The organism is Micromonospora sp. NPDC050495 (genome assembly GCF_040655175.1).
Lineage (GTDB): Bacteria > Actinomycetota > Actinomycetes > Mycobacteriales > Micromonosporaceae > Micromonospora.
Genome location: NZ_JBFAJK010000071.1, coordinates 1 through 19,758, shown reverse-complemented (window position 1 = coordinate 19,758; position 19,758 = coordinate 1). Strand labels below are relative to the sequence as shown.

Sequence of the window (19,758 nt, the reverse complement as noted above, 5' to 3'; positions counted from 1 at the left end):
TCGGCCGATCGGCCTGGTCGTGCTGGCCGCCCTGACACCGGCGATGCTCCTCCTGCCGCCGCTGCTGGTCGCCCTCGCCGCCACCACAGTCCTCGCCGGGGTCGCCATCTCCGACGCCACTCGCGCTCGAGCACATCCAGCCGAACCACCGACGCCACCAGGAGCACCATCCTGACAGGTCGCGGGCAGCTACCCCCCGGTCCGATCCACACAGAATCCCGGCCGGCCACCGCCTGTCCGCCAGCACGACTTTGCCGTCCTGGTCGCCGCGATCCGCGCGCCATGCCGAGTAACGGCGAACGAGGCAGCCGGTACGCGGACCGGTCGGGTGCGGCGGGTGGGTCTGCCGACGGCAGAACGGCTTGGATCAGGAGGCGAGGGTTGGAGAGGCTCGGGGTGTGCCTGAGCTGGTGGACATCGTGGTCGGGGATCTGCACCTCTCCCTGCGGGTATGGCAAGCCCTCGACAAGGGCAGGACGCCCACCCTGCTGCTTCCTGCCATGGGAAAGACCGCACGCGACTGGGACGTGATCGCCTCGGGCCTGTGTGCTGAGCGGAGTGTGTACGCCGTCGACCTGCGTGGTCACGGTGCCAGCGACTGGCCCGGCACGTACGGCCTGAAGCTGTTCACGCAAGACATCATCGGCATCCTGGACCGGCTGGACATCGGCGCCGTGGACCTGGTCGGTCATTCCCTTGGCGGTCTGGTGGCCTGCGGGGTGGCCGCCGATCGGCCGGATCAGGTCCGCAAACTCGTGCTTGAGGACATCGGTTACCTGCACCCTCGGCCGCCGGGACTTCCCGACCGACCCGAGGGCGAGCTGCCCTTCGACTGGCACATGGTGGAGCAGGTCCGGCCCGAGATCGACGATCCAGATCCGGGATGGGCCGACATCGTCGCCCGGATCATGGCACCCACGTTGCTCATCGGCGGCGGAGCAGCGAGCCCGATCCCGCAGGAGCAGCTCGCCGAACTGGCTGATCGTCTAGCTGATGCCCGGCTGATGACGATCGCGGCCGGTCACCTGGTTCACGCGACCGTTCCCGACGACTACCTCAAGCTCCTGATCGCATTCCTTGCCGAGTAGGCCGAGCGAACGTCGTTGTGGTGCACGCGCAGAATTCGTTGCCTTCGGGCGGCAAGCTCGGAAAGGGTTTCTGCGAATCTTCGTTGCTCGGTGCTGGCCGGCCTTGAAGGATGCGGAGCGTGAAGATCGAAATCCGTCCCGTCGAGCGCTCCGAGGTGGTCGACTACCTCAAGGTGCTGCCGTACGTCAACGGGCTGCCGAACTGGGAGCCGGCTCCCAGCCCGGGCTACGGCGGCCCGGGAGCGTGGCCGCCGCCGAGACCGCCGGCCACCCCGCGGCAGCTGGACGTCTGGGCTGCCGAGGTGATGGATGACCACTTCCACTCTCAGGCCGCCTTCGTGGACGGGAAGCTGGTGGGTGGCTCGGCGATGCTCTCGCTGGCCATCACCGTGCCAGGGCTGCGTACTGTGCCGTTCGGCGGTGTCACGGCGACCGCGGTGCTCGCGACCCACCGCCGGCGCGGCCTTCTCCGCGGCATGATGCAGGCGATGTTCGATGAAGCCCTGGCGCGCGGCGAACCGTTGGCCGCGCTGAGCGCGAGTGAGGGAAGCATCTACGGCCGCTTCGGGTTCTCCCCGGCGACCATGCGTACCCGCTGGGAGTTGGAGCGCGGCGAGGTCCGCTTCATCGACTCCGCGATTCCAGCGGGCTCGCTGGAGCTGGTGGACGCCGCGGCGGCGCGGCAGGCGTGGCCGCAGATCCACGAACAAGCTCGGCAGCGCCGGATCGGCGAACTCACCCCTCAGCCCGGCCAGTGGGGCCGCCTGTCCGATGAGGCCGGCGGCACCGACGGGCCGATGCGGTACGTGCTGCACCGGGACGTGGACGGCAATCTCGACGGCGTGGCGAACTTTCGGCTCCCGTGGTCGCCGGTGCTGGAACACACCGGGACGCTCATCGTCGAGGGGTTGCAAGCCGTGACCCCGGACGCCTATCGGGCGCTGTGGATGCTCCTGACTGACTTCGACCTCACCCGGAAGGTCGTGGCGCCGTCCCGGCCGCGAGACGAACCACTGCGCTGGATGCTGCGCAATCCACGTGCCCTGCGGATCACCCGGCAGTCCGACAACCTGTGGCTCCGCATCCTCGACCTGCCGGGCGCCTTGACCGCGCGCGCCTACGACACCACCGCCGAGCTGACGTTCGCCATCGAGGACGACAGCATGTGCCCGCACAATGCCGGCGTATGGCGGCTGGCCGTGTCCCCCGAGGGCTCGACCTGCACCCGAACGGACATGCGCCCGGATCTCACCTTGGACATCCAGTCGTTGAGCTCCTTGTACCTGGGCGGCATGTCCGCCGCGGTACTGGCCGGGGCCGGCCGCATCCGCGCTCAGCGGGTCAGTGCGGTGGCCGACCTCGCCCGCGTCTTCCGCGTCGATCCCGAACCGTTCAACTCGTTCGGCTTCTGACCTGTCTTCCCGCGAGCCTTCGTCAGGAACGCGGCGGGTCGGTTCCCTCGCAGGAGGCCCCGACACCCAGCCGCACCTGCGCCGCCTGCCCCCGCGACCGGATTGTCAGCGGTAGGCAGGCTGCCCGGGCAACCCAGGTGCCGCCGGCAAAGGCCAGCCACTGAGGTCCGGCGTCGACCGGTGCGCAGGCACGTATGTGAGCGGTCACCGCCGGCACCGTTGCCGAGCCCCATCCGACTCGTGCCCGGTCCTCCCACCCCGGCGCCACCCGAAGATCGATCACTGCGCCGCCGCGTACGACCAATCCCCACTTGGCGAACAGCCGGGCTGCCGGATCCGCTTCCCCCGACTCCTGTGCCTCAAGCACCGCCCGGTCGGGTACCGCGACGTCCTCACCCACGAGCCGGTAGTCCGCCGGCGGTTCCGGCAGCACGTCGACCGGTGCGGTGCAGGGCTCCGGGGCGCTGCCGTCGATCGACGGGGGCGCGCTGGGGATGGCCGTCGGCGACGCGGTTGGCCCCGGTTCGTGGGCCCCGCCCTGGTCGGACCGTCCGGAGGACGTACAGGCGGCCAGCGTCATCACCACCAGGCAGGTGCTGAGCGGCCAGCACACCTTGCGGCTGGTCCTGCGCACGCGTGTCACCTCCTGGACGGCGAAGCCTGCGACGGTACGGTCGCCGGCGGTTGTGGGCTGTCGGCTATCCGTGGGTGACGGGTCGGTGGTCGTCCGGACCGATCGTCCGGGCCACCTCGCTCAGGTCATTGCCCAGCTGGTGATCGCGCCCGGGCAGCCGGTGCAGGTGTGCCTGCGGGATGGCGCGAGCGTACCGGTCGGCATGCGCCGGTGGGGCGGTCTCGTCCTGGAGTCCGTGGAAGACATGCACCGGCACGCCCTGCGGCAGCCGCGCGCCGAGGTCGTCCGGCAGCTCGAACTCGTCGCCCGGCCAGCCGCCCGCACCGACGAATGGGGCGGCGATCAGCACGATCGCGCCGAGCTTCGTCTCGGGTGGCCGCTCGGCGAGCGCGTTGACGAGGATGGTGCCGCCGACGGAATGGCCGACGACGACCGCGCCGTCGTCCAGGGACGTCAGCTCACGCCGGATGGCCGCGCTCCACCGGGCGTAGTTCGGGTCGTCCTCGGCGGGCATCCGCGGGTAGCGGACCTCGTACCCGTCGCCGAGCTCCCGCCGCAGGCTGTCGCACAGCTTGTCGTCCCACTCGTCGTGCACGCCCGCGCCGCCGCCCTGGATGAACACGACCTGCCGGCTCCCTGCCATGACGATCCACCTTCGCGCCGTTGTGCCGATGCCGTTCGGAACCCGCTGCCGGCCCGTGCGAAGCCTCGGGCGAGCCGCCGGGCCGCGGCCGCGTCTCCACCCTATGCGGCTCTCGACCAGGTGAGGGGGCACGCCATCTCGCCAAGCGCAAGGTGCCGGCTTCCGGCCGCGCGGCTTCGCGTGCCGGCGGCAGGGCGTGGAACGCCCGGCCCGGGACCGGTAGATTCCGCGGTCGGACGGAGGCGGGGGTGGCATGGTCCACGGGTGGCACGGCTGGTTCGGCACGTTCAACGGCGTCGCGCTCAGCACGCTGGCCGCCCTGCCGGTGGCCGCGCTGGCCGGTTGGGTGCTGGCCCGTCGCCGGAGGGCCACCGGCGCCGACCGACCGTGGCGGATGTCGCTGGCCGAGGTCGGCATCGTCTACGGGACGGTGCCCTGGGTATGGATGATCATGTTGCCGGGCGACCGGGCCGGCGCCGTCGCGGGCCGGGTGAGCCTGGTACCGCTGCGGGATCTGCTCACCATCCTCTCCGGCGGGCCGCTGACCGTGGCGGTCCAGATCGTCGGCAACCTGCTGGTCTTCGCGGCCCTGGGATTCCTCGTCCCGCTGCGGTTCCCGGCGCTGGCGTCGGTGCCGCGGATCCTGCTGCTCGCGGGGGGTTGCTCCGTCCTGGTCGAGGTCGCGCAGTACGTCCTGCGGCTGGACCGGGTGTCCTCGGTGGACGATGTGCTGCTCAACACGGCCGGCGCCGGGCTGGCCGCGCTGGCGTCGCGTCATTGGTGGCACGTTACGAGTGGTGATCGATGCTACGGTGAGGCCCCGCGCCGGGCTCTCCGCGCGCGTACCCGGTAGATCACCCACGGGAGCGTTCCTTGCGGTCGTATCGGCTGCTCGCCACCACATTCTTGACCACCCTAGTCGTCGCGTTGCCCGGCTCGGTCTGCGCGGCGGCCCCCGCCGCGGACGGCAGGGCCGCCGGTCAGGCCGCCGACGGCCCGCGGGCCGGCCAGCTCGCCAACAGGACCGGTGACGGCCCGCAAAAGAGTGTCCGGCTCGCCACCGGCGAGCGGGTCGACCTGATGCGCGACGGCACCGGATCGGGTTCGCGGTTCCGGGTGCTGCCCGCGGGCCAGGCGGCCCGCGCCGGACGCTACGCGTACGCGTCGGTGGGCGGGACGCTGGCGGTGCAGCCCAAGGGACACCGGGCCCAGACGATCGAGTCGGGGAGCGGGGCGCAGCGCACGTCCCTGACCTCCACCGCCGCCGTCTACCCGGTGAGGCTCACCATCAACAGCCCGGGCACGGTCGCCTTCAAGATCCTTTACGTCTGGAACCGCCAGACGTGGACCTTCCACCCGGTCACCGACGAGGAGTACACCCCGAACGGCAACGTGCAGCTTCCGAACGGCGACTACTTCGCCGTGGCGCTGTACAGCGACCCGTACGCCGGCGGCAGCTACCTGCTCAGCCGGACCTTCCAGATCGCCAACGGCGGCGCGGCGGTCCGGTTCGACCAGAGCAGCGCGAAGGAGACGCGCATCGCCGTGGACGACACCACCGCGGGGCGCTACACCTCCGCGGTGTGGATCTCGGTGCCGAGCGGGGACCTGGCCGGCTTCGCCGGCGGCGGCACCGAGAAGGTGTACGTCACGCCCTTCGCCCTCCCCGGGGTCTCGCTGCGCCTGCACGAGATCCTGCTCCGGCGGGGCACCTCCGACCACGTGCCGAGCAGCCCGTACCGGTACGACCTCTACCACAGCTTCGACGGCACCGTACCCAGCAACCCGGTGGTGAGTGTCGCCACGGCCGGACTGGCCAGGACGGTCACCTCGATCCGGAGCCAGGCTCGGGCCACCAACGGCTGGCTGTTGAGCGTGCCCAGCACGAGCGACAGTTCGGGCGTGTACCTCCCGTCGCCCGTGGCGATTCCCAGCAACATCACCGAGTACGTGACGCCCAGCCAGTCGTTCTGGCGCCTCGTCCACTACCGGCAGCCGACGCACGACCTCACCCTGACGCAGAGATCCCTGCCGGCGGGCCAGGCGCCCGGGGAAACGGTCGGCGCGGCACCCTTCGCGCCTCGCCGGTCCGCGGCCGTGGCGTCCACCCGGGACATCAACCGGATGTCGATCTACGAGTACCCGGCCCTGAGCGACGCCGCCGGCAACCTGGGGCTGGACAACGGCTCCACGGTCGCCGTCAACCTGACGTCCGGATCGCAGACCCTCGCCTCGGCCACCGGCCTGTCCCCGTACCAGCCGGTGAACGCGACGGTGCCGAGCGGGTCGGCGACCTACCGGTTGACGCACACCGTCACCCGTGCCTCGTCCTGGTCGCGGCTCTCCCCCGAGGTGCGCAGCGAGTGGCAGTTCGTCTCCGCCGGCATCCGGTACCAGGATCCGCTTCCCCTGCTCGACATCGACTTCTCGGTGGCCGGCCTCGACGCCCAGAACGCCGCCTGGTCCGCGCCGGTGCGGATCGACGCCCGGGCCAGCTCGCGCCGCTACGGGGTGACCCCGACGCTGACCGGACTGGAGTACTCCACCGACGACGGCCGGACCTGGGTCGCGCTGCCGGTCGGCGCGTCGGCGGACGGCACCTCGGTCGAGCTGGCGGTGCCGGCCGGCGCGGCCTTCGTGTCGTTGCGCGCCACGGCGACCGACGACTCCGGCGGCAGCCTCCGGCGTACGGTGCTGCGGGCCTTCGCCGGTCCGGCGTCGCAGTACGACGAGACCGTCGGGATCAAGATCTCTCAGGTGCTGGTAAACGGGGGCGCCCCGCTGACCGTGGCCCCGTCCGGTGCCGGCCAGTTCAGCACCCGGTTCACCGCCACCACGACGGCCGGCGTCGCCGGTGGGGACGTCTACCTGTACCGCGGCCCGTACGCCAACCCGGAGGCGGTGCTGGTCAGCGAGTCCCCCGCGGAATGCACCCCGGCGACCACGCTCACCACGACCTGCCAGGCGACCTTCCGGATCGATCCGCGGCTCAGCCTGGGCCGGAACGCGCTGGCGGGTGAGTGGCAGGTCGGCATCCGCGCCCTGGGCAAGGACCGCAAGAGCGTCGCCGATCGGCACGCGGTGCTGACCGTCCCGGTGCGGCGCCAGGCGAAGCTCACGGTCAGCGCCACACCCACCTCGGTGGCCAAGGGCCAGACGATCACCGTCAAGGGCACCCTCACCCAGGGGAACTGGGAGACCGGCGGATACGACGGCTACCCGGGTCAGGTGGTGACGCTGCAGTTCCGCAAGGCCGGCACCAGCGACTACGTCGCGGTCAAGACGGCCACGGTCGACCAGTACGGCACCGCCACGGTGAAGGTCACCAGCTCCGTGAGCGGCTACTGGCGCTTCGTCTACGGAGGCTCCTCGACCGCCGCGCCCGTCACCAGCGGCACCGCGTACGTCAGGGTCAGCTAGGGCCCGGATCGGGGCCGCGCCGCCATTCGGCGGCGCGCCCCGTCGCGTCAGGCGAGCCGCTGGGCTCGGGTGGTGGTGACCCGGGCGGTGCCGCCGGTGGACAGCCCGGAGATCAGGTACGCCTGCGTGAGTTCAGGCAGCCGGGACCGGACGGGCGGCCGCCAGGGCCGCGGCCTGGTACGGCGGCAGGGCCCGCCCCTCGCCGATCACCTCGATCGGCCACTTCTCCCGCAGCGTGCTCCAGAGCCGGGAACTGAGCCCCGAGTACGCCTTCAGCTCGTCGGCGTCCCCGGCCAGCGGGACCACGTACACCCAGGCCGCGCCGTCGGGCGCGCCGTCGAAGGGGGTCCGCCAGGTGCGGCGCAGGCCCTGCCCGCCGAAACCGCGCGCCTCGGCGGCCAGCAGGTGGTCCGCCCGGCTGGGGTCGGCCGCGCCCGCCGGCCCGCTCGGGCTGAACTGGTACGCGGGCAGCGGCGCCTCGGCCACGACCAGCAGGCTGTTCAGCTCGGGGCTGTCCGGGTCGCCGAGGAAGGAGCGGATCAGCTCCAGTTCCTCGCGGGTGACCGCCACGTGCTCGTAGGCCAGGTTGAGCAGGAGCGTGCCGTCGGCGAGGTCCCACTCGCCGGCGGCGTAGTGCTCGCGCAGCGTGCTGAGGGTGTCGTCGGGCAGGCGGCCGGCGAGCCGCGCGCACACGTCGGTGACCGCCGCGTAGGTCTTGGCGTCCATGGCGCTCACCTCTTCTTGTAGTCGCCGAGCACGGTCGTGGTGACGTTCCCCTGGGCGTCCTGCACCACTCTGATGATCTTGTTGCCCTTCGGGCCTTCCCACGTCCAGCTGCCGTCGCCGCCCACGTCAGGGTGACTGTAGCGGGGCGGATCGCTCTGCGGGACGCCTCTGGGCGCCGGGTTCGGCGCGGGCGGGTTGGTGATGACGCCGGGGTCGTTGCCGTTCGGCGGGTACGCGGTGCGGATCTCGCCGTTGGCGAGGACGGTCGTTTTGACCTCGACGCCGTCCACCCGGCCGGTGTAGTCGTACGCCCAGGCGGGATTGCCGTTGGCGTCCTTGGTCAGGTACGGCCCCTTGGACGGCGGGCCCTGCTGGGTGACCTGGTGCGCCGCGTCGAGGATCTTCGCCTCGTCCCAGTTCGCGGGGAACTCCGTCTTCTTCGAGAAGCCGGTGCCGGCGAGGTGACCGCCCTGGCGGCCACCGTCACCGTGCAGGATGTGTTCCCGGGACGTGTCGCTGTGGTGGATGTCGTTGGCCCCGGGCGGCGTGTTCGGCCGGCCGGGCTGGTTCGGCTGGTTGGGCCGGCCGGGGGTGTTGCCCTGCCCCGGACCGCCCGGGCGGCCCTGTTGGGCCTGCGCGGCGACCGTGTTCTGCGCGCTGCTGACGTTGCGCGGTACGCCGCCGGAACTCCCGTGCGGCCGCCCACCGCCACCGCCGTTCCCGCCGTTGCCCCCGTTGCCGCTGTTCCCGCCGTTACCACCGTGCGGGTTGGGCGGGTTTCCCCCGCCCCCGGGCGGGGTCTTCGGTTTCGCCATCTCGGGTCAGCCGTCCAGGAGCTCGGAGAGGTTGGTCAGGCTGGTGATCAGGGCCATCACGTAGGTCAGGATGCGGCCGGCCCACTTGACCACGGCCGCCGCGATCTGCGAGGCGATGACCGGGATGGTGACGACGAAGATCGCCTCCACCGCCCAGACGATCACCCGCGCCACCAGGTCGGCGATCAGGTCGCGGACGATGTCCCGGGTGAACATGACCAGGTTCCCGGCGGCCTGGGTGGCGACCGCCATGGCGGCGGAGATGCCGCCGAGGCCGTTGATCGCCTCGACGTTGTGTTCCATCAGGTTGTGGTACGCCGTGGCGGCCCGCCCCTGCCAGTGCGGCATGTCGCCGTCGACGTAGGACTTGAGGTCGGTGGCCATGCTCTGCAACGCGGCGGCCATGTTGTTCCAGGTGGCCGCGTGCGAGGCGACCACGTCCGGCATGCCGGTCAGCTCGTCGAGCACCTGCCGCAGCGGCTCGAAGTACTCCATCGCCCAGCCCAGCCCGTTGGCCAGCAGGGCGCTGAACGGGTCCATCACCGACGCGGCGACCTCGACCCCGAAGGCCGCGCCCGCGATCAGGTCGTCGACCCAGCCCTCGCTCTTGATCGCGTCGACCAGGCCCTGGAAGCTGTCCGCCAGGGCGGCGCCGGTCCAGGGCTTGCGGGTCGACTCGACGCCGGCGATCAGTGAGGTGTCGGTCACGGCGTCACCCCGGTCAGGCCGCCACCCGCCTTGCGGATGACCGCGTCGGCCTGGCTGTCGGAGTGGTCGTAGTTGTCGGCCGTCTTCCGCAGGCCGGCCGAGACCAGCGTGAGGTTCTCCTCGACGTACGCGATCAGCTCGTCCTGCCGCTTGTGCCGGCCCTCCAGCACGGCGGAGATCCAGCCGCAGAGCAGCCCGTACGCCGAGTCGTCCTGGGCGATGTGCGCGCTGGCGGTCTTGACCGCGTCGAAGCCGCTGCGCACCGCGTCGACGTTGCGGGCATGGGCGCGGATCTGTTCCGCGTCGACCTCGAAACCGTCACTCATCCGGTCACCAAGCCCCGTATCGGTCGTCGGGGCCGGCTGCGTCGGTGTCGTCCGTACGCAACTGCTGGCCGACCCGCTCCGCGATGGCCCGCCCGGCCGCCGAATCGGTGCCGACCGTGTCGGCGATGATCTCCTGCGAGCGGTCGGCCAGTTGCCGCTTGGCCTCGCGGATGGTGTCCATGATGGTCCGGGCCACGACGTCCGGCGCGACCCGCTGGATCCGCGGGCCCAGCCGCAGGTCGACCAGGGCGCCCACGGAGTCGACGGTGACCTCGGCCAGGCCGTTGCCGTCGGCGTGGGTGACCCGCAGCGCCTGGAGGCGGTCACTCATCGCCTTCGTGTCGGCCGCGAGCTGGTCGATCCGGCCCTTCCAGGCCGCGAGCCGGTCCCGGGCGCCGTCCGGGTCCAGCAAGCCGCCCCCGTCTGGAATGCCGGCAGCCATGTGTCCCCTCGGTCACTAATCGTGATCATCAATAACCGAGGCAGACTAACATATTGCCAGCCTGGCTCCTGTCCACAATCGATCAGTGAGACACCGACCGTACGACAGCCCCCCGGACGCCGGCGGGCGTCCGGGGGGCTGTCGGGTACGGCCGCGCTCAGGCGATCGTCTTGTACATGTTCCAGCCGGTGCCGACCTTGACCCGGGCGGCGAAGGTGCCGTTGCCGAGGCCGGCGTAGTGCCAGAGGTACCCGGACGGGTCCCGGGCCAGCAGGTCGTTGCGGCCGTCCTCGTTGAGGTCGCCGATCGGGATCACCGCGTTGTAGCCGTTCCAGCCGCTGGAGACGCGTACCCCGCTGCTCCAGCCCTTCCTGCCGTTGCTGAGGTACCGGTACATGACCCCGGTCCCGTCGATGGCGACGAGGTCGCCGTGGCCGTCGCCGTTGAGGTCGCCCGCGCCGACCACCCGCGCGTACCTGTCCCAACCGGAGCCGACCTGCACCCGGGCCGCGAAGCCGCCCGTGCCGGTGGTGGTGAAGAGCCAGAGCCGGCCGGACCCGTCGATGGCCAGGATGTCGTCGTGGCGGTCGCTGTTCACGTCACCGGGCGCCAGGATCGAGCGGTACGACCCCCAGCCGCTGCCCAGGCTCTTCGTCGTCCTGCTCCCGAAGCTCAGCTGGCCGATGCCCAGATGCGCCCTCAGGTACCCGTTCTCGTCGCGGACCAGCAGGTCCGGCAGGGCGTCGCCGTTGTAGTCACCGAACGGCACGATGAGCGTGCCCCGGCAACTCACGCACCAGGTCTCGGTTTGGCCGTTGTCGCTCAACCGGCCCGGGACGACGCCGTCCTGCCGCGTGCCGTACCAGTGACCCTCGCCGTCCGCCTTCACGGCGAGCAGCGCCGAGCCGCCGTAGCAGTCGTACCCGTGGAAGGGGAAGGTGCCGCAGCCGACGGCGATCCCCTGGGACGCGAGGAGCACCGCGCCGGCATCGGGTTGCGTGGTGGCGGTCAACGTGTACCGGTAGGGGCCGTTCAACGCCGGCGTGCCGTCCGCGAGCCGGCCGTCCCAGTCGGCCACGAGGCGGTCCCGGACCGCGCCGCCGCTGCGGGTGTAGACGACCTTGCGGCTCCACTTGTGGGTGACGGTCAGGAGCCATCCGTTGATCGGGCGGGTCAGCTGGAACGAACCGTTCAACCCGGAGGTCCGATCGCGCGGCAGGACGGCGCCGTTCACGAAGAAGGAGCCCACCCTGGCGCGGCTGGCCGGCACGCCGGTGTCGAGTACGTGTACGGCGTTGCCGGCGTCGGCGTAAGCGACCCCGGAACCGTGTCGGTCGACGGTCCAGGTGACCCGGCGGTCGTCGCTCAGGCTGCCGGCGGGAAGGTCGGCCAGCCTCACCGGCGCGTGCACGGTGCCGTCGTGGAAGTCGGTGAGCTGGAGGCCCGCCCCGTCGTGCCGGACCACGAAGCCGTCACCGAGCAGCACCGGCCCGGCGGGCAGGCTCAGGTTGCGGTTGGTGTCGAGGTCGTACACGCCGGCCGGCCCGGTGGCCCCACAGGACCAGTAGAGCCAGTGCACGCTGGTCTGCAACTCGGTGGGCACACACTGCGCGCCGGTGGCGACGGTGCGGGTGGCGCGCGTTTTCCGGTCGACTGAGGTGAGCTGGCCGGCCGTGCCGGTGGACCGCCACAGGGTGTCGAACCAGAGGGCGGCACCGGCGACGGACCCGAGCCGGGTCGTCGTGCCGTACATCCGGTCGACGAGGTACTGGTCCTTGGTGGTGCCGTCGTTCACCACGATGAGCCGGTTGCCGACGTCGACGACCTGCCCGCGATGGGTGGGCAGCTCGGTCGTGCTGTAACTGAACGGAAGGTTCTTGAAGCTGTACAGCTTGTCCGTGGTGCCGTCGCTCGCCGAGGCGAGATAGACCGCACCCTCCCCGTTGCCCTCCAGCAGCCGGACGCAGGAGGCGGCGGCCGCGCAGGACGCCGGAGGATGCGGGATCGTCGTCCCGATGGCCATGATCGAGCGGTCCGTGACGATCGGGTGGTTGTAGATCGCGTACTGGCTCGCGGCGGTGTACGGCGGCACGACCTGAGCCTGCACGTGCCGGACCAGGCCCTGGTGGTAGAGCAGGCCGGCGGTGGTCACCGGGTTGCGCACCGGCAGCAGCGGTGTGGTGGTCGGCGTCCGGCCCGGCTGCCCGGTGATCCGGCGCACCGCCCAGTCCCGCGGCCCCGTGCCGCCCACGACCAGGGCCGTGCCGTCGGGGGCCTGGACCAGGGCGGTGTTCTCCGCGTCGACCCGGGGCAGCACGGTCGTGCCGGCACCACCGTCCGCGGGCACGGCGACCGCCGGCTCCGTCGTCGCTCCCCACCCGCTGGCGAATCGCGAGACGACCAGGCCGTCACCGACGATCACCGACCGTTGGATGGTGTCGTACGGGGCGGACAGCGTCCGCGCGCCGGTGTTCGTGCCGTCCGCCAGGCCGCTGCGGGAGTAGAGCGAGTACCTGCCGCCGTCGGTCGAGTAGGACGCCCAGCCGAGCGTGTCGCCGGTGAGCCGCCACACGATGCCGCCGAGGTTCGCGGCCGGGGACCCGGGCACGGGAACGATCCGGGCGGTGGCGAAGTCGAGCAGGCCGCAGTGGCTCCCCGTGCCGTCCTGGTACCCGACGACGGCGGAGGTCAGGTCGCCGGCAACCGCGACGTTGACGCTGCTCGGGCGGGCGCCCTCGGGCACGGTGACCGGCGTGCTGCTCGCGATCGTGCCGTCGGCGGCGAAGGTGAGCAGCCGCGGCCCGCCCAGCGTGCCGTTCACCCACTGCTGGCCGATCATGATGTCGCCGTAGATGCCGGCGATCGTGTAGCCGTTGGAGCCGGTCGGCACCGCCCACTGCTGCCAGGTCTGGTCCGACAGGTCGAGCACGCTCACTCTGCCGGGCGCCGGCTTCGCCGGCACCTGGGTGCGGATGGAGATCAGGTCCCCGCCCGCCGGCTTCAGGGCGGACGGGGCCAGTCCGGCGAGGTCCCCGACGACCACCGTCGCCCCGGTGTCGTAGCGGGTCCACAGGTAGTCGGTGGACGCGTCGTGGCGGTGCAGGAAGCCGGTCGTCCCGGCGAAGATGATCGCCTCGTGAGCCGGCGCGGTCGGCTCGTTCGCCGGGAAGACGGCTATCTCACGTGGTGCGGTGGCGGTGGGGGTGGCGGTGGCGCCGGCGGCGACGACCGGTGCGGCCGGAACGACCAGCAGGCCGAGGGCGAGGGTGCTCGCCAGGAAGCCGGCCCGAAGACTGCGACCCAAAGAGGTCCTCCTGGAACAGGTGCGCGCGGAACGCAGCGCAAGCAGCGGCAGCGTACCTCGATGATCTTCGACGGGAGGTGCCGCCGAACGGCTGATCCGCTACAGCCGCTCGGGCGACCGGATCCCGAGCAGGTGCAGGCCCTGCCGCAGCACCCGCCCGGTCAGGTCGCAGAGCACCAGCCGGCTCTCCCGGACCGGCCCGTCCGCCCGCAGCACCGGGCAGCGCTCGTAGAAGGCGCTGAACGCGGCCGCGAGACGGTACAGGTAGCCGGCCAGGTGGTGGAACTCCAGGCTGCGTTCCACCTCGGTCACCACGGCGGCGAAGCCGACCAGCTCGAACGCGAGCGCACGCTCGGCCGGTTCGGCCAGGCTGACCGGCGCGTCCGGCCGGGCCGCCGCCCCGGCCCGCCGGAAGATCGACCGGATCCGGGAGTACGCGTACTGGAGGTAGGGGGCGGTGTTGCCGTCCAGCGACAGCATCCGCTCCCAGTCCAGTACGTAGTCCTTGTGCCGATCGCTGGAGAGGTCGGCGTACTTGATCGCGCCGATGCCGACCGCTCGGCCCACCTCGGCCGCCTCGGCCTCGCCCAGCTCCGGGTTCCGCTCCCGGGCCAGCGCGGTCGCCCGGGCCACCGCCTCCTCGAGCAGGCCCACCAGCTTCACCGACTCGCCGGCCCGGCTGCGCAGCATCCGTCCGTCCGGCCCGAGGATCGAGCCGAACCCGACGTGTTCCGCGCGGACCGGCGCCACCAGCCAGCCGGCCTGCGCCGCCGCCGCGTACACCATCTCGAAGTGCCGCCGCTGCGGCAGCCCCACCACGTAGAGCAGCCGGGTGGCGCCCAGCGTCCCGGTCCGGTGCCGGATCGCGGCCAGGTCGGTGGCCGGGTAGCCGTAGCCGCCGTCGGACTTGCGCACGATCAGCGGCAGCGGCTCGCCGTCCCGGCCCACCTGCCCGGGCGGGAAGACGCAGGCCGCACCGTCGCTGGTCCGGAGCAGCCCGAGCCGGTCCAGCTCCTCGACCACCGGGGCGAGCAGGTCGTTGTAGCTGCTCTCCCCCTGGAAGTCGCGCTCGGTCAGGGTGACGTCCAGCAGGTCGTACACGGTCAGGAAGTAGCGTTCGGACTGCTCGACCAGGAGCCGCCACAGCCGCAGCGTGGCCTCGTCGCCGCCCTGCAACGCCACCACCCGCCGCCGGGACCGCTCGCGGAACGCCTCGTCGGCGTCGAACTTGGCCCGGGCCGTCTTGTAGAACGAGTCCAGATCGCCCATCGACAACTCGTGCGCCGCCTCGGCGCCGCCCAGGTCGACCAGGTGCTCGATCAGCATCCCGAACGGCGTCCCCCAGTCGCCCAGGTGGTTGGCCCGCACCACCCGGTGCCCCAGCCACTCCAGCAGCCGGGCCGCCGCGTCACCGATCACGGTCGAGCGCAGGTGACCGACGTGCATCTCCTTGGCCACGTTCGGCGCCGAGTAGTCGATCACCACGGTGTCCGGCGTGGTCGTCCGCGGCACGCCGAGCCGCGGGTCGGCGGCGAGCGCCGACACGAGTCCGGCCAGGGCCCCGTCGGCGACGGTCAGGTTGAGGAATCCCGGTCCGGAGACCTCGGCCGCCGCGCAGAGGTCGGCCAGGTCCGCCCGGTCCAGCACCTCCGCGGCGATCGTCCGGGGCGGCCGGCCGAGCCGCCGAGCCAGCGCCAGCGCGGCGTCGGACTGGAAGTCCGCGCGCTGGGAGCGCCGCACGACCGGGTCGACCGGCCCACCGGCCACCGTCGCGAAGGCCGGCGCGAGCCGGTCGGTCAGCAATTTCTCCAGATCCATGGGTACGCCGATCTCGCTCGGATCCGCCTCCGGCGGATCACGGACTTCGGATGCGGGCGGACCGAGGACGATCGGCGATGACCGGCGGCTCGATCCGCCGGTCGCAGGTGAGGAATGCTCAGCGCAGGCGGTCGCGGGACCGCCGGCGTCGCAGCGCGCCGAACAGGACGTCGGGGGACGCCGTCGGGAACGCGTGCGAGCTGGTCATGTGGAGCAGCCTAACCGGCCGGCCCGGGGGTGGCGCAAGCGCGTACCCGGACCGGCCGGCCGGCGTACCCGGAAACTCAGGCTGGCGCGGCGACCGCCTTGCGGTAGCGCTCGGCCCGCCGGCGCACCTGGGTGTACGCGCTGGTCAGGCCCATCGCCCGGCGGACCTCGACGAGGGTGCGGTGCACCTCGACCCGGGTCCGCTCGGTGCCCTGGAAGATCAGCTCGTCGACCAGGCCGGGCTGTCCCTCGAACCGGGCCCGCCGCTCCCGGATCGGGTCGAGGAACCGGTTGAGCGCGCCGGCCAGCGCCTCCTTGACCTCGACGTCACCGACCCGGCCGACCCGGTACCGCGCCTTCAGCTCCTCGACCTGCGCCCGGTCCGGATTGAACACGTCGTGGTACGCGAAGACCGGGTTCCCCTCCACCGTGCCGGGCACGTCGGCGCGGACTCGGTTCGGGTCGGTGTACATCCCCATCACCTTGCGCCGGACCGTGGCCACGTCGTCGGAGAGGGCGATCGCGTTCCCCCGGCTCTTGCTCATCTTCCCCCGACCGTCGGTGCCGATCAGGGTGGGCGTCTCCGACATGATCAGCTCGGGCACCGGGAAGACCTCGCCGTACAGGTGGTTGAACCGCCGGGCGATCTCCCGGGTCACCTCCACGTGTGCGGCGTTGTCCTTCCCCACCGGGACGGCCCGCCCCTTGACGCAGAGGATGTCGGCGGCCTGGAGGACGGGATAGCCGAGCAGCCCGTACGGCATCTCCTCCTTGCCGGCGTCCCGGCTCATCTCCTTCAGCGACGGGACGCGCTCCAGCCGGGGCACCGTGACCAGGTTCTGGAACAGGGTGTTCAGGTCGCCGACCTCGGGGATCGCCGACTGCAGGTAGAAGGTGGCCCGGTCCGGCTCGACGCCGGCGGCGAGGATGTCGGTGACCATCTCCCGGGCGTTACGGGACACCCGCTCGATGTCCTCGCGGGTGTTCCTCGTGGTGAGCATGTGCAGGTCGGCGATGATGAAGAAGCTCTCGTACCGCTGGTGCAGCCGCACCCGGTTGGCGATGCTGCCGACGTGGTGGCCCAGGTGCAGCCGCCCGGTGGGGCGATCCCCGGTGAGCATGCGGGTCGTGGACATGGTGGTACGCCTTTCGTGCGGGTGGCTGAGGACGCGCGGGCGCGCGGGAGACGACCCGGGGGTGTGCCCGGATCAGTGCAGTCGGCTCGTCAGAACGAGCGCCGCCATCGCCCGCCGGCGCGGAACCGCAGTCCACCGGCACGGAGTACGTCGAGAATCTGCTCCCGACCGTCGTCGGCACGGGCCGGGAGCACCGGAGCGGCAGCCACCGGGAGACCGTCGACGGTCTCCGGGGCGCAGGTGCTCGGCCGGACCATGCCTGACAGGGTAACCGCCCACCCGGCCCGCCCGCCGTCCTCCGCCGTCCTTCGCCGCCCTTCGCCGTCCTCCGCCGCGCGCCGAGCCCGGTGGTCGGCGCGCGGCGCGGCTCAGCCCTGCCGGTAGCTCTCGGCGTAGTAATGGCCCACCTGGTCCCGGTGCTCGGCCCGGTCGAGTTCCTCCGGGTCGACGGCCGGGCAGTCCTTGACCTGCTCCCGGGTGCGGTCCACGTGCACGACCCGGTCCAGGTGGTCGACCCGGGCCACCGTGCCGGCCGGCAGCAGCACCGTCTTCCCGAAGATCCACGGTCCGGTCTCCACCACGAGGTATCCGGCACCGGTGTCGGCGCGGGTGACCGAGCCGATCCGGCCGTCGGTCGCCTCGACCCGGTAGCCGGTCAGGTCGATCGGGGTGCCCGGGCCCGGCGCGTCCGGACCGTCGCCGCCGTCACCCGCCGGCCGCTGCCGGGGTACGTCGTCCGGACTGGTCTGGTCGTAGCCGCCGGCGAGGGCGGACGGATCCCGCCAGGTCCACGGATTGAACGGCTGCATGGCACACCTCCGTCGTGTCGATCGCACCCGAAACAGTGCCCCTCGGCCCGACGGCGGAAACACCGACGCAATTCAGCGGCCATCGACACGCGTTTCTGCGAGATTCCTCATAATCGACGGCATCCGATTCCGTGCCGGGCTCCCGGCCAGGTCAGCGACGGTCTGCCGGCCGCCCGGCACACCACGGTCCGGGCCAAGGTGTCCGCCGCGCACATTCGTTCCCCGGCCCGACGATGACCATTCTGGGGCATCCGGACAGGGTCGAGGAAAGGAAGCACAGATGCGGCGGACCATTCGACGAATCGGATTCACGACGGCCGTGGCGGCGGTCCTGGCGTGGGCGCCGGGCAGCGGGGCCCGGGCGGCGGCCGCCGACCCGTACCCCGCGGCGGCGCTCTGCGGACCGGGCTTCACCGCCGTCGACCAGGACCCGATCCACGATGCCGCCGGCCGGCTGCTCGGCACCGTCCACCTGCTGCACAACCCGTTCACCGGGTACGGCTGCGCGGTCACCCTGAAGACCGCGTACGCCGGCATGCTCACCCGGACCCAGGTCTACCTGGACCCGGAGGCGACCACCCCCGTCGTCGACGACGGCCACCGACTCTGGGCCGCCGGCCCGGTCCACGGGTACGTCCGCGGCGGCTGCGCCATCTGGGGTGGCGCGATGACCGACCCGGCCGGGGTCCTGCACCGCCACGACCGGGCGAACCCGGCGATCGGCGGGGCAGTGACCTGCTTCTGAGCCCGCCGCCTGGGCGGTTCTCTTCGGTGCACGGGCCGGCCGCCCCCTTTCCTGCCCCTGCGTGGGCTGGTCGGTGCCACGTGCGTGAGGACCGGCCGGTCCCCTCCCTGCGTGGGCCGGCCGTCCCCATCCGTGCGGCGGCCGGCCGGCGCCGGCGTTCCGGTCGCTGGCGGGAGCCCGTGAACCGGTGTGAGCTGTGCTGCGGGCGTGGCCGGGGATGGGGAGAGCCGCCGGCTCCCGCTGGCATACTGGCCAGCCATGGTGCTCTCCCGCGGCTGGTCGCTCTTCCTGGTGGGCGTCGGCGTCTGGACCTGGGTGATCTGGCCCAGGTTCGCGGTCGCCATCTGGAACGACCCGCGCGCCTGGTCGACGGGAACGGTCGGCGAGGGCGCGGCCACCAGCTTCCTCTGGGTGCACGCGCTGCTCATCGTGGCGTCGCTCGTCATCGGTACGACCACCGGCGCCCTCGGGGTCCGGGGCTGGCTCGCGGCTCGGCGCCGGCGGAGCAACTGAGTCGAGTCCCGCCGGCGGAGCACCTGAGCCCGAGTCCTCCACCCGGTGAGTCCGTTGATCCACTCGGATTGCGGCAGGTCGTTGCTTCCGTGGCTCGCGAAGGGCCGCTTTGCCGCATACGGAGTTGATCGAGGCCGGGTGGTGCGGTGCGGAGCCGCCGAGGCGAGCTGGCCATGCTGCGGGCCGCCAACACGTTCGCTCGGCCAGGCAGGTCGGGCCGCCCGCTCGGGCTCGCGCGGGTTGTCCGACTAGCCGGCGGGCTGTCGGGCTGTCGGGCGGCGGGCGGGGGCCCGTGCGCTCGGGCTGTCCGAGCTGTCGCGCGGCGGGCGAGGGCCGTGCGCTCGGGCTGTCGGGCTGTCGGGCGGCGGGCGAGGGCCGTGCGCTCGGGCTGTCGGGCTGTCGGGCTGTCGGGCGGCGGGCTGTGCGCTCAGGTTCGGTCGCGTTGTCGGACAGTCGCGCGGGCCGTGCGCTCAGGCTCGGGCGTCCGACGGTCAGGCGGTTGAACAGGGGAGACGTCGTTGGGCAGCGGGTGTGAGGCGGGTCGCTACCCCCCGATTTGACGATCAAACCCACAGCCGCGTAACTTTCTCTCTGCCAGCGCGGAACGGGGCAAACGGGACGACGATCCCGAAGGCCCGATCCGCTGATGGTCCGGGACCTTGAGAGGTAAGATCTCGCAAGGCACCGGAGCGGGCGGGGCCCGCCGAACACGCCGTAGGGCGGATTTGGCGGAGCGGAACCGACCGGGTAAGGTTGTCGACCGGCAGGGACACGGGCGAGCCGCGGGAAACCGCAGCGGCCGGCCTGCCAAATCCGATGATCAATCGCAGCGGTCAGCGCTGCGCGAGGTCAGCGGCGCCAACCCGTATGAAGCACGACAGACCGGGACACACGGTTTGACACGGCAGAGACGGTGAGGTAACGTAGTAAAAGTGCCCGGCGCGAGAGCGGATGGGTGCGGTTGAATGGCTTGCCCCGGATGGGGGCTCCACGGTGTGGGGTTTCCCGATGG

At 72.0% G+C, this 19,758-nt stretch carries 18 protein-coding genes; 6 read left to right on the top strand and 12 right to left on the bottom strand.

Going from position 1 to position 19,758, the window contains the following annotated elements:
- The first annotated feature begins 398 nt into the window (after window positions 1-398).
- Both AB0I11_RS32245 and AB0I11_RS32240 read left to right on the top strand, forming a co-directional pair.
- Complete coding sequence (locus AB0I11_RS32245; RefSeq protein ID WP_357329333.1) at window positions 399-1,088, top strand: alpha/beta hydrolase; 690 nt, start codon at window positions 399-401, stop codon at window positions 1,086-1,088.
- 119 nt (window positions 1,089-1,207) lie between these two features.
- Window positions 1,208-2,500, top strand: a complete 1,293-nt coding sequence (locus tag AB0I11_RS32240) for a GNAT family N-acetyltransferase (protein ID WP_357329331.1) — start codon at window positions 1,208-1,210, stop codon at window positions 2,498-2,500.
- A gap of 22 nt (window positions 2,501-2,522) precedes the next feature.
- On the opposite strand, the gene AB0I11_RS32235 is transcribed toward AB0I11_RS32240, so the two are convergent.
- Window positions 2,523-3,134, bottom strand: a complete 612-nt coding sequence (locus tag AB0I11_RS32235) for a hypothetical protein (protein ID WP_357329329.1) — start codon at window positions 3,132-3,134, stop codon at window positions 2,523-2,525.
- Window positions 3,135-3,198: 64 nt separating this feature from the next.
- Window positions 3,199-3,777, bottom strand: coding sequence for an alpha/beta fold hydrolase (locus AB0I11_RS32230; protein WP_357329327.1), 579 nt, complete (start codon window positions 3,775-3,777; stop codon window positions 3,199-3,201).
- Between the two features lie 253 nt (window positions 3,778-4,030).
- Here AB0I11_RS32230 and AB0I11_RS32225 point away from each other — a divergent pair, with 253 nt between their 5' ends.
- Window positions 4,031-4,630 (top strand): VanZ family protein, encoded by a 600-nt coding sequence (locus AB0I11_RS32225; RefSeq protein WP_357329325.1) that lies wholly within the window; start codon window positions 4,031-4,033, stop codon window positions 4,628-4,630.
- A 20-nt stretch (window positions 4,631-4,650) separates the two neighbouring features.
- The gene (locus AB0I11_RS32220; RefSeq protein ID WP_357329323.1) at window positions 4,651-7,197 is read left to right on the top strand and encodes a hypothetical protein; all 2,547 of its coding nucleotides are present in this window, start codon (window positions 4,651-4,653) and stop codon (window positions 7,195-7,197) included.
- Between the two features lie 132 nt (window positions 7,198-7,329).
- Here AB0I11_RS32220 and AB0I11_RS32215 read toward each other — a convergent pair whose 3' ends face one another.
- The 10 genes from AB0I11_RS32215 to AB0I11_RS32170 all read right to left on the bottom strand — a co-directional run bounded on the left by AB0I11_RS32215 (window position 7,330) and on the right by AB0I11_RS32170 (window position 17,488).
- A complete protein-coding gene (locus AB0I11_RS32215) occupies window positions 7,330-7,923 on the bottom strand; it encodes a hypothetical protein (protein ID WP_357329321.1) in 594 nt (197 codons plus the stop codon).
- Between the two features lie 5 nt (window positions 7,924-7,928).
- Entirely contained in the window at window positions 7,929-8,738 is an 810-nt protein-coding gene (locus tag AB0I11_RS32210) for an EndoU domain-containing protein (protein WP_357329319.1), read from the bottom strand.
- Window positions 8,739-8,744: 6 nt separating this feature from the next.
- Window positions 8,745-9,446 carry a hypothetical protein gene (locus AB0I11_RS32205; protein ID WP_357329317.1) on the bottom strand — a complete coding sequence of 234 codons (702 nt, stop codon included), beginning with the start codon at window positions 9,444-9,446 and terminating at the stop codon, window positions 8,745-8,747.
- Window positions 9,443-9,772 (bottom strand): type VII secretion target, encoded by a 330-nt coding sequence (locus AB0I11_RS32200; protein ID WP_357329314.1) that lies wholly within the window; start codon window positions 9,770-9,772, stop codon window positions 9,443-9,445. Before AB0I11_RS32200 ends, AB0I11_RS32205 begins: the two co-directional genes overlap by 4 nt.
- 4 nt (window positions 9,773-9,776) lie before the next feature.
- Window positions 9,777-10,184 carry a YbaB/EbfC family nucleoid-associated protein gene (locus AB0I11_RS32195; protein WP_357329312.1) on the bottom strand — a complete coding sequence of 136 codons (408 nt, stop codon included), beginning with the start codon at window positions 10,182-10,184 and terminating at the stop codon, window positions 9,777-9,779.
- A 187-nt stretch (window positions 10,185-10,371) separates the two neighbouring features.
- Window positions 10,372-13,518: a VCBS repeat-containing protein gene (locus AB0I11_RS32190; protein ID WP_357329310.1), complete on the bottom strand. Its 3,147-nt coding sequence runs from the start codon at window positions 13,516-13,518 to the stop codon at window positions 10,372-10,374.
- A 99-nt stretch (window positions 13,519-13,617) separates the two neighbouring features.
- A complete protein-coding gene (argS, locus tag AB0I11_RS32185; RefSeq protein ID WP_357329308.1) occupies window positions 13,618-15,336 on the bottom strand; it encodes an arginine--tRNA ligase in 1,719 nt (572 codons plus the stop codon).
- 284 nt (window positions 15,337-15,620) lie between these two features.
- Window positions 15,621-16,679, bottom strand: coding sequence for a tryptophan--tRNA ligase (trpS, locus tag AB0I11_RS32180; RefSeq protein ID WP_357329306.1), 1,059 nt, complete (start codon window positions 16,677-16,679; stop codon window positions 15,621-15,623).
- Between the two features lie 89 nt (window positions 16,680-16,768).
- A complete protein-coding gene (locus AB0I11_RS32175) occupies window positions 16,769-16,936 on the bottom strand; it encodes a hypothetical protein (protein WP_357329304.1) in 168 nt (55 codons plus the stop codon).
- A gap of 111 nt (window positions 16,937-17,047) precedes the next feature.
- Window positions 17,048-17,488 (bottom strand): PRC-barrel domain containing protein, encoded by a 441-nt coding sequence (locus AB0I11_RS32170; RefSeq protein WP_357329302.1) that lies wholly within the window; start codon window positions 17,486-17,488, stop codon window positions 17,048-17,050.
- A gap of 280 nt (window positions 17,489-17,768) precedes the next feature.
- On the opposite strand from AB0I11_RS32170, the gene AB0I11_RS32165 reads away from it, so the two are divergent.
- Together AB0I11_RS32165 and AB0I11_RS32160 are read left to right on the top strand one after the other, a co-directional pair.
- A complete protein-coding gene (locus AB0I11_RS32165; RefSeq protein WP_357329300.1) occupies window positions 17,769-18,233 on the top strand; it encodes a hypothetical protein in 465 nt (154 codons plus the stop codon).
- A 258-nt stretch (window positions 18,234-18,491) separates the two neighbouring features.
- Window positions 18,492-18,746, top strand: coding sequence for a hypothetical protein (locus tag AB0I11_RS32160; protein ID WP_357329298.1), 255 nt, complete (start codon window positions 18,492-18,494; stop codon window positions 18,744-18,746).
- Window positions 18,747-19,758 lie beyond the last annotated feature (1,012 nt).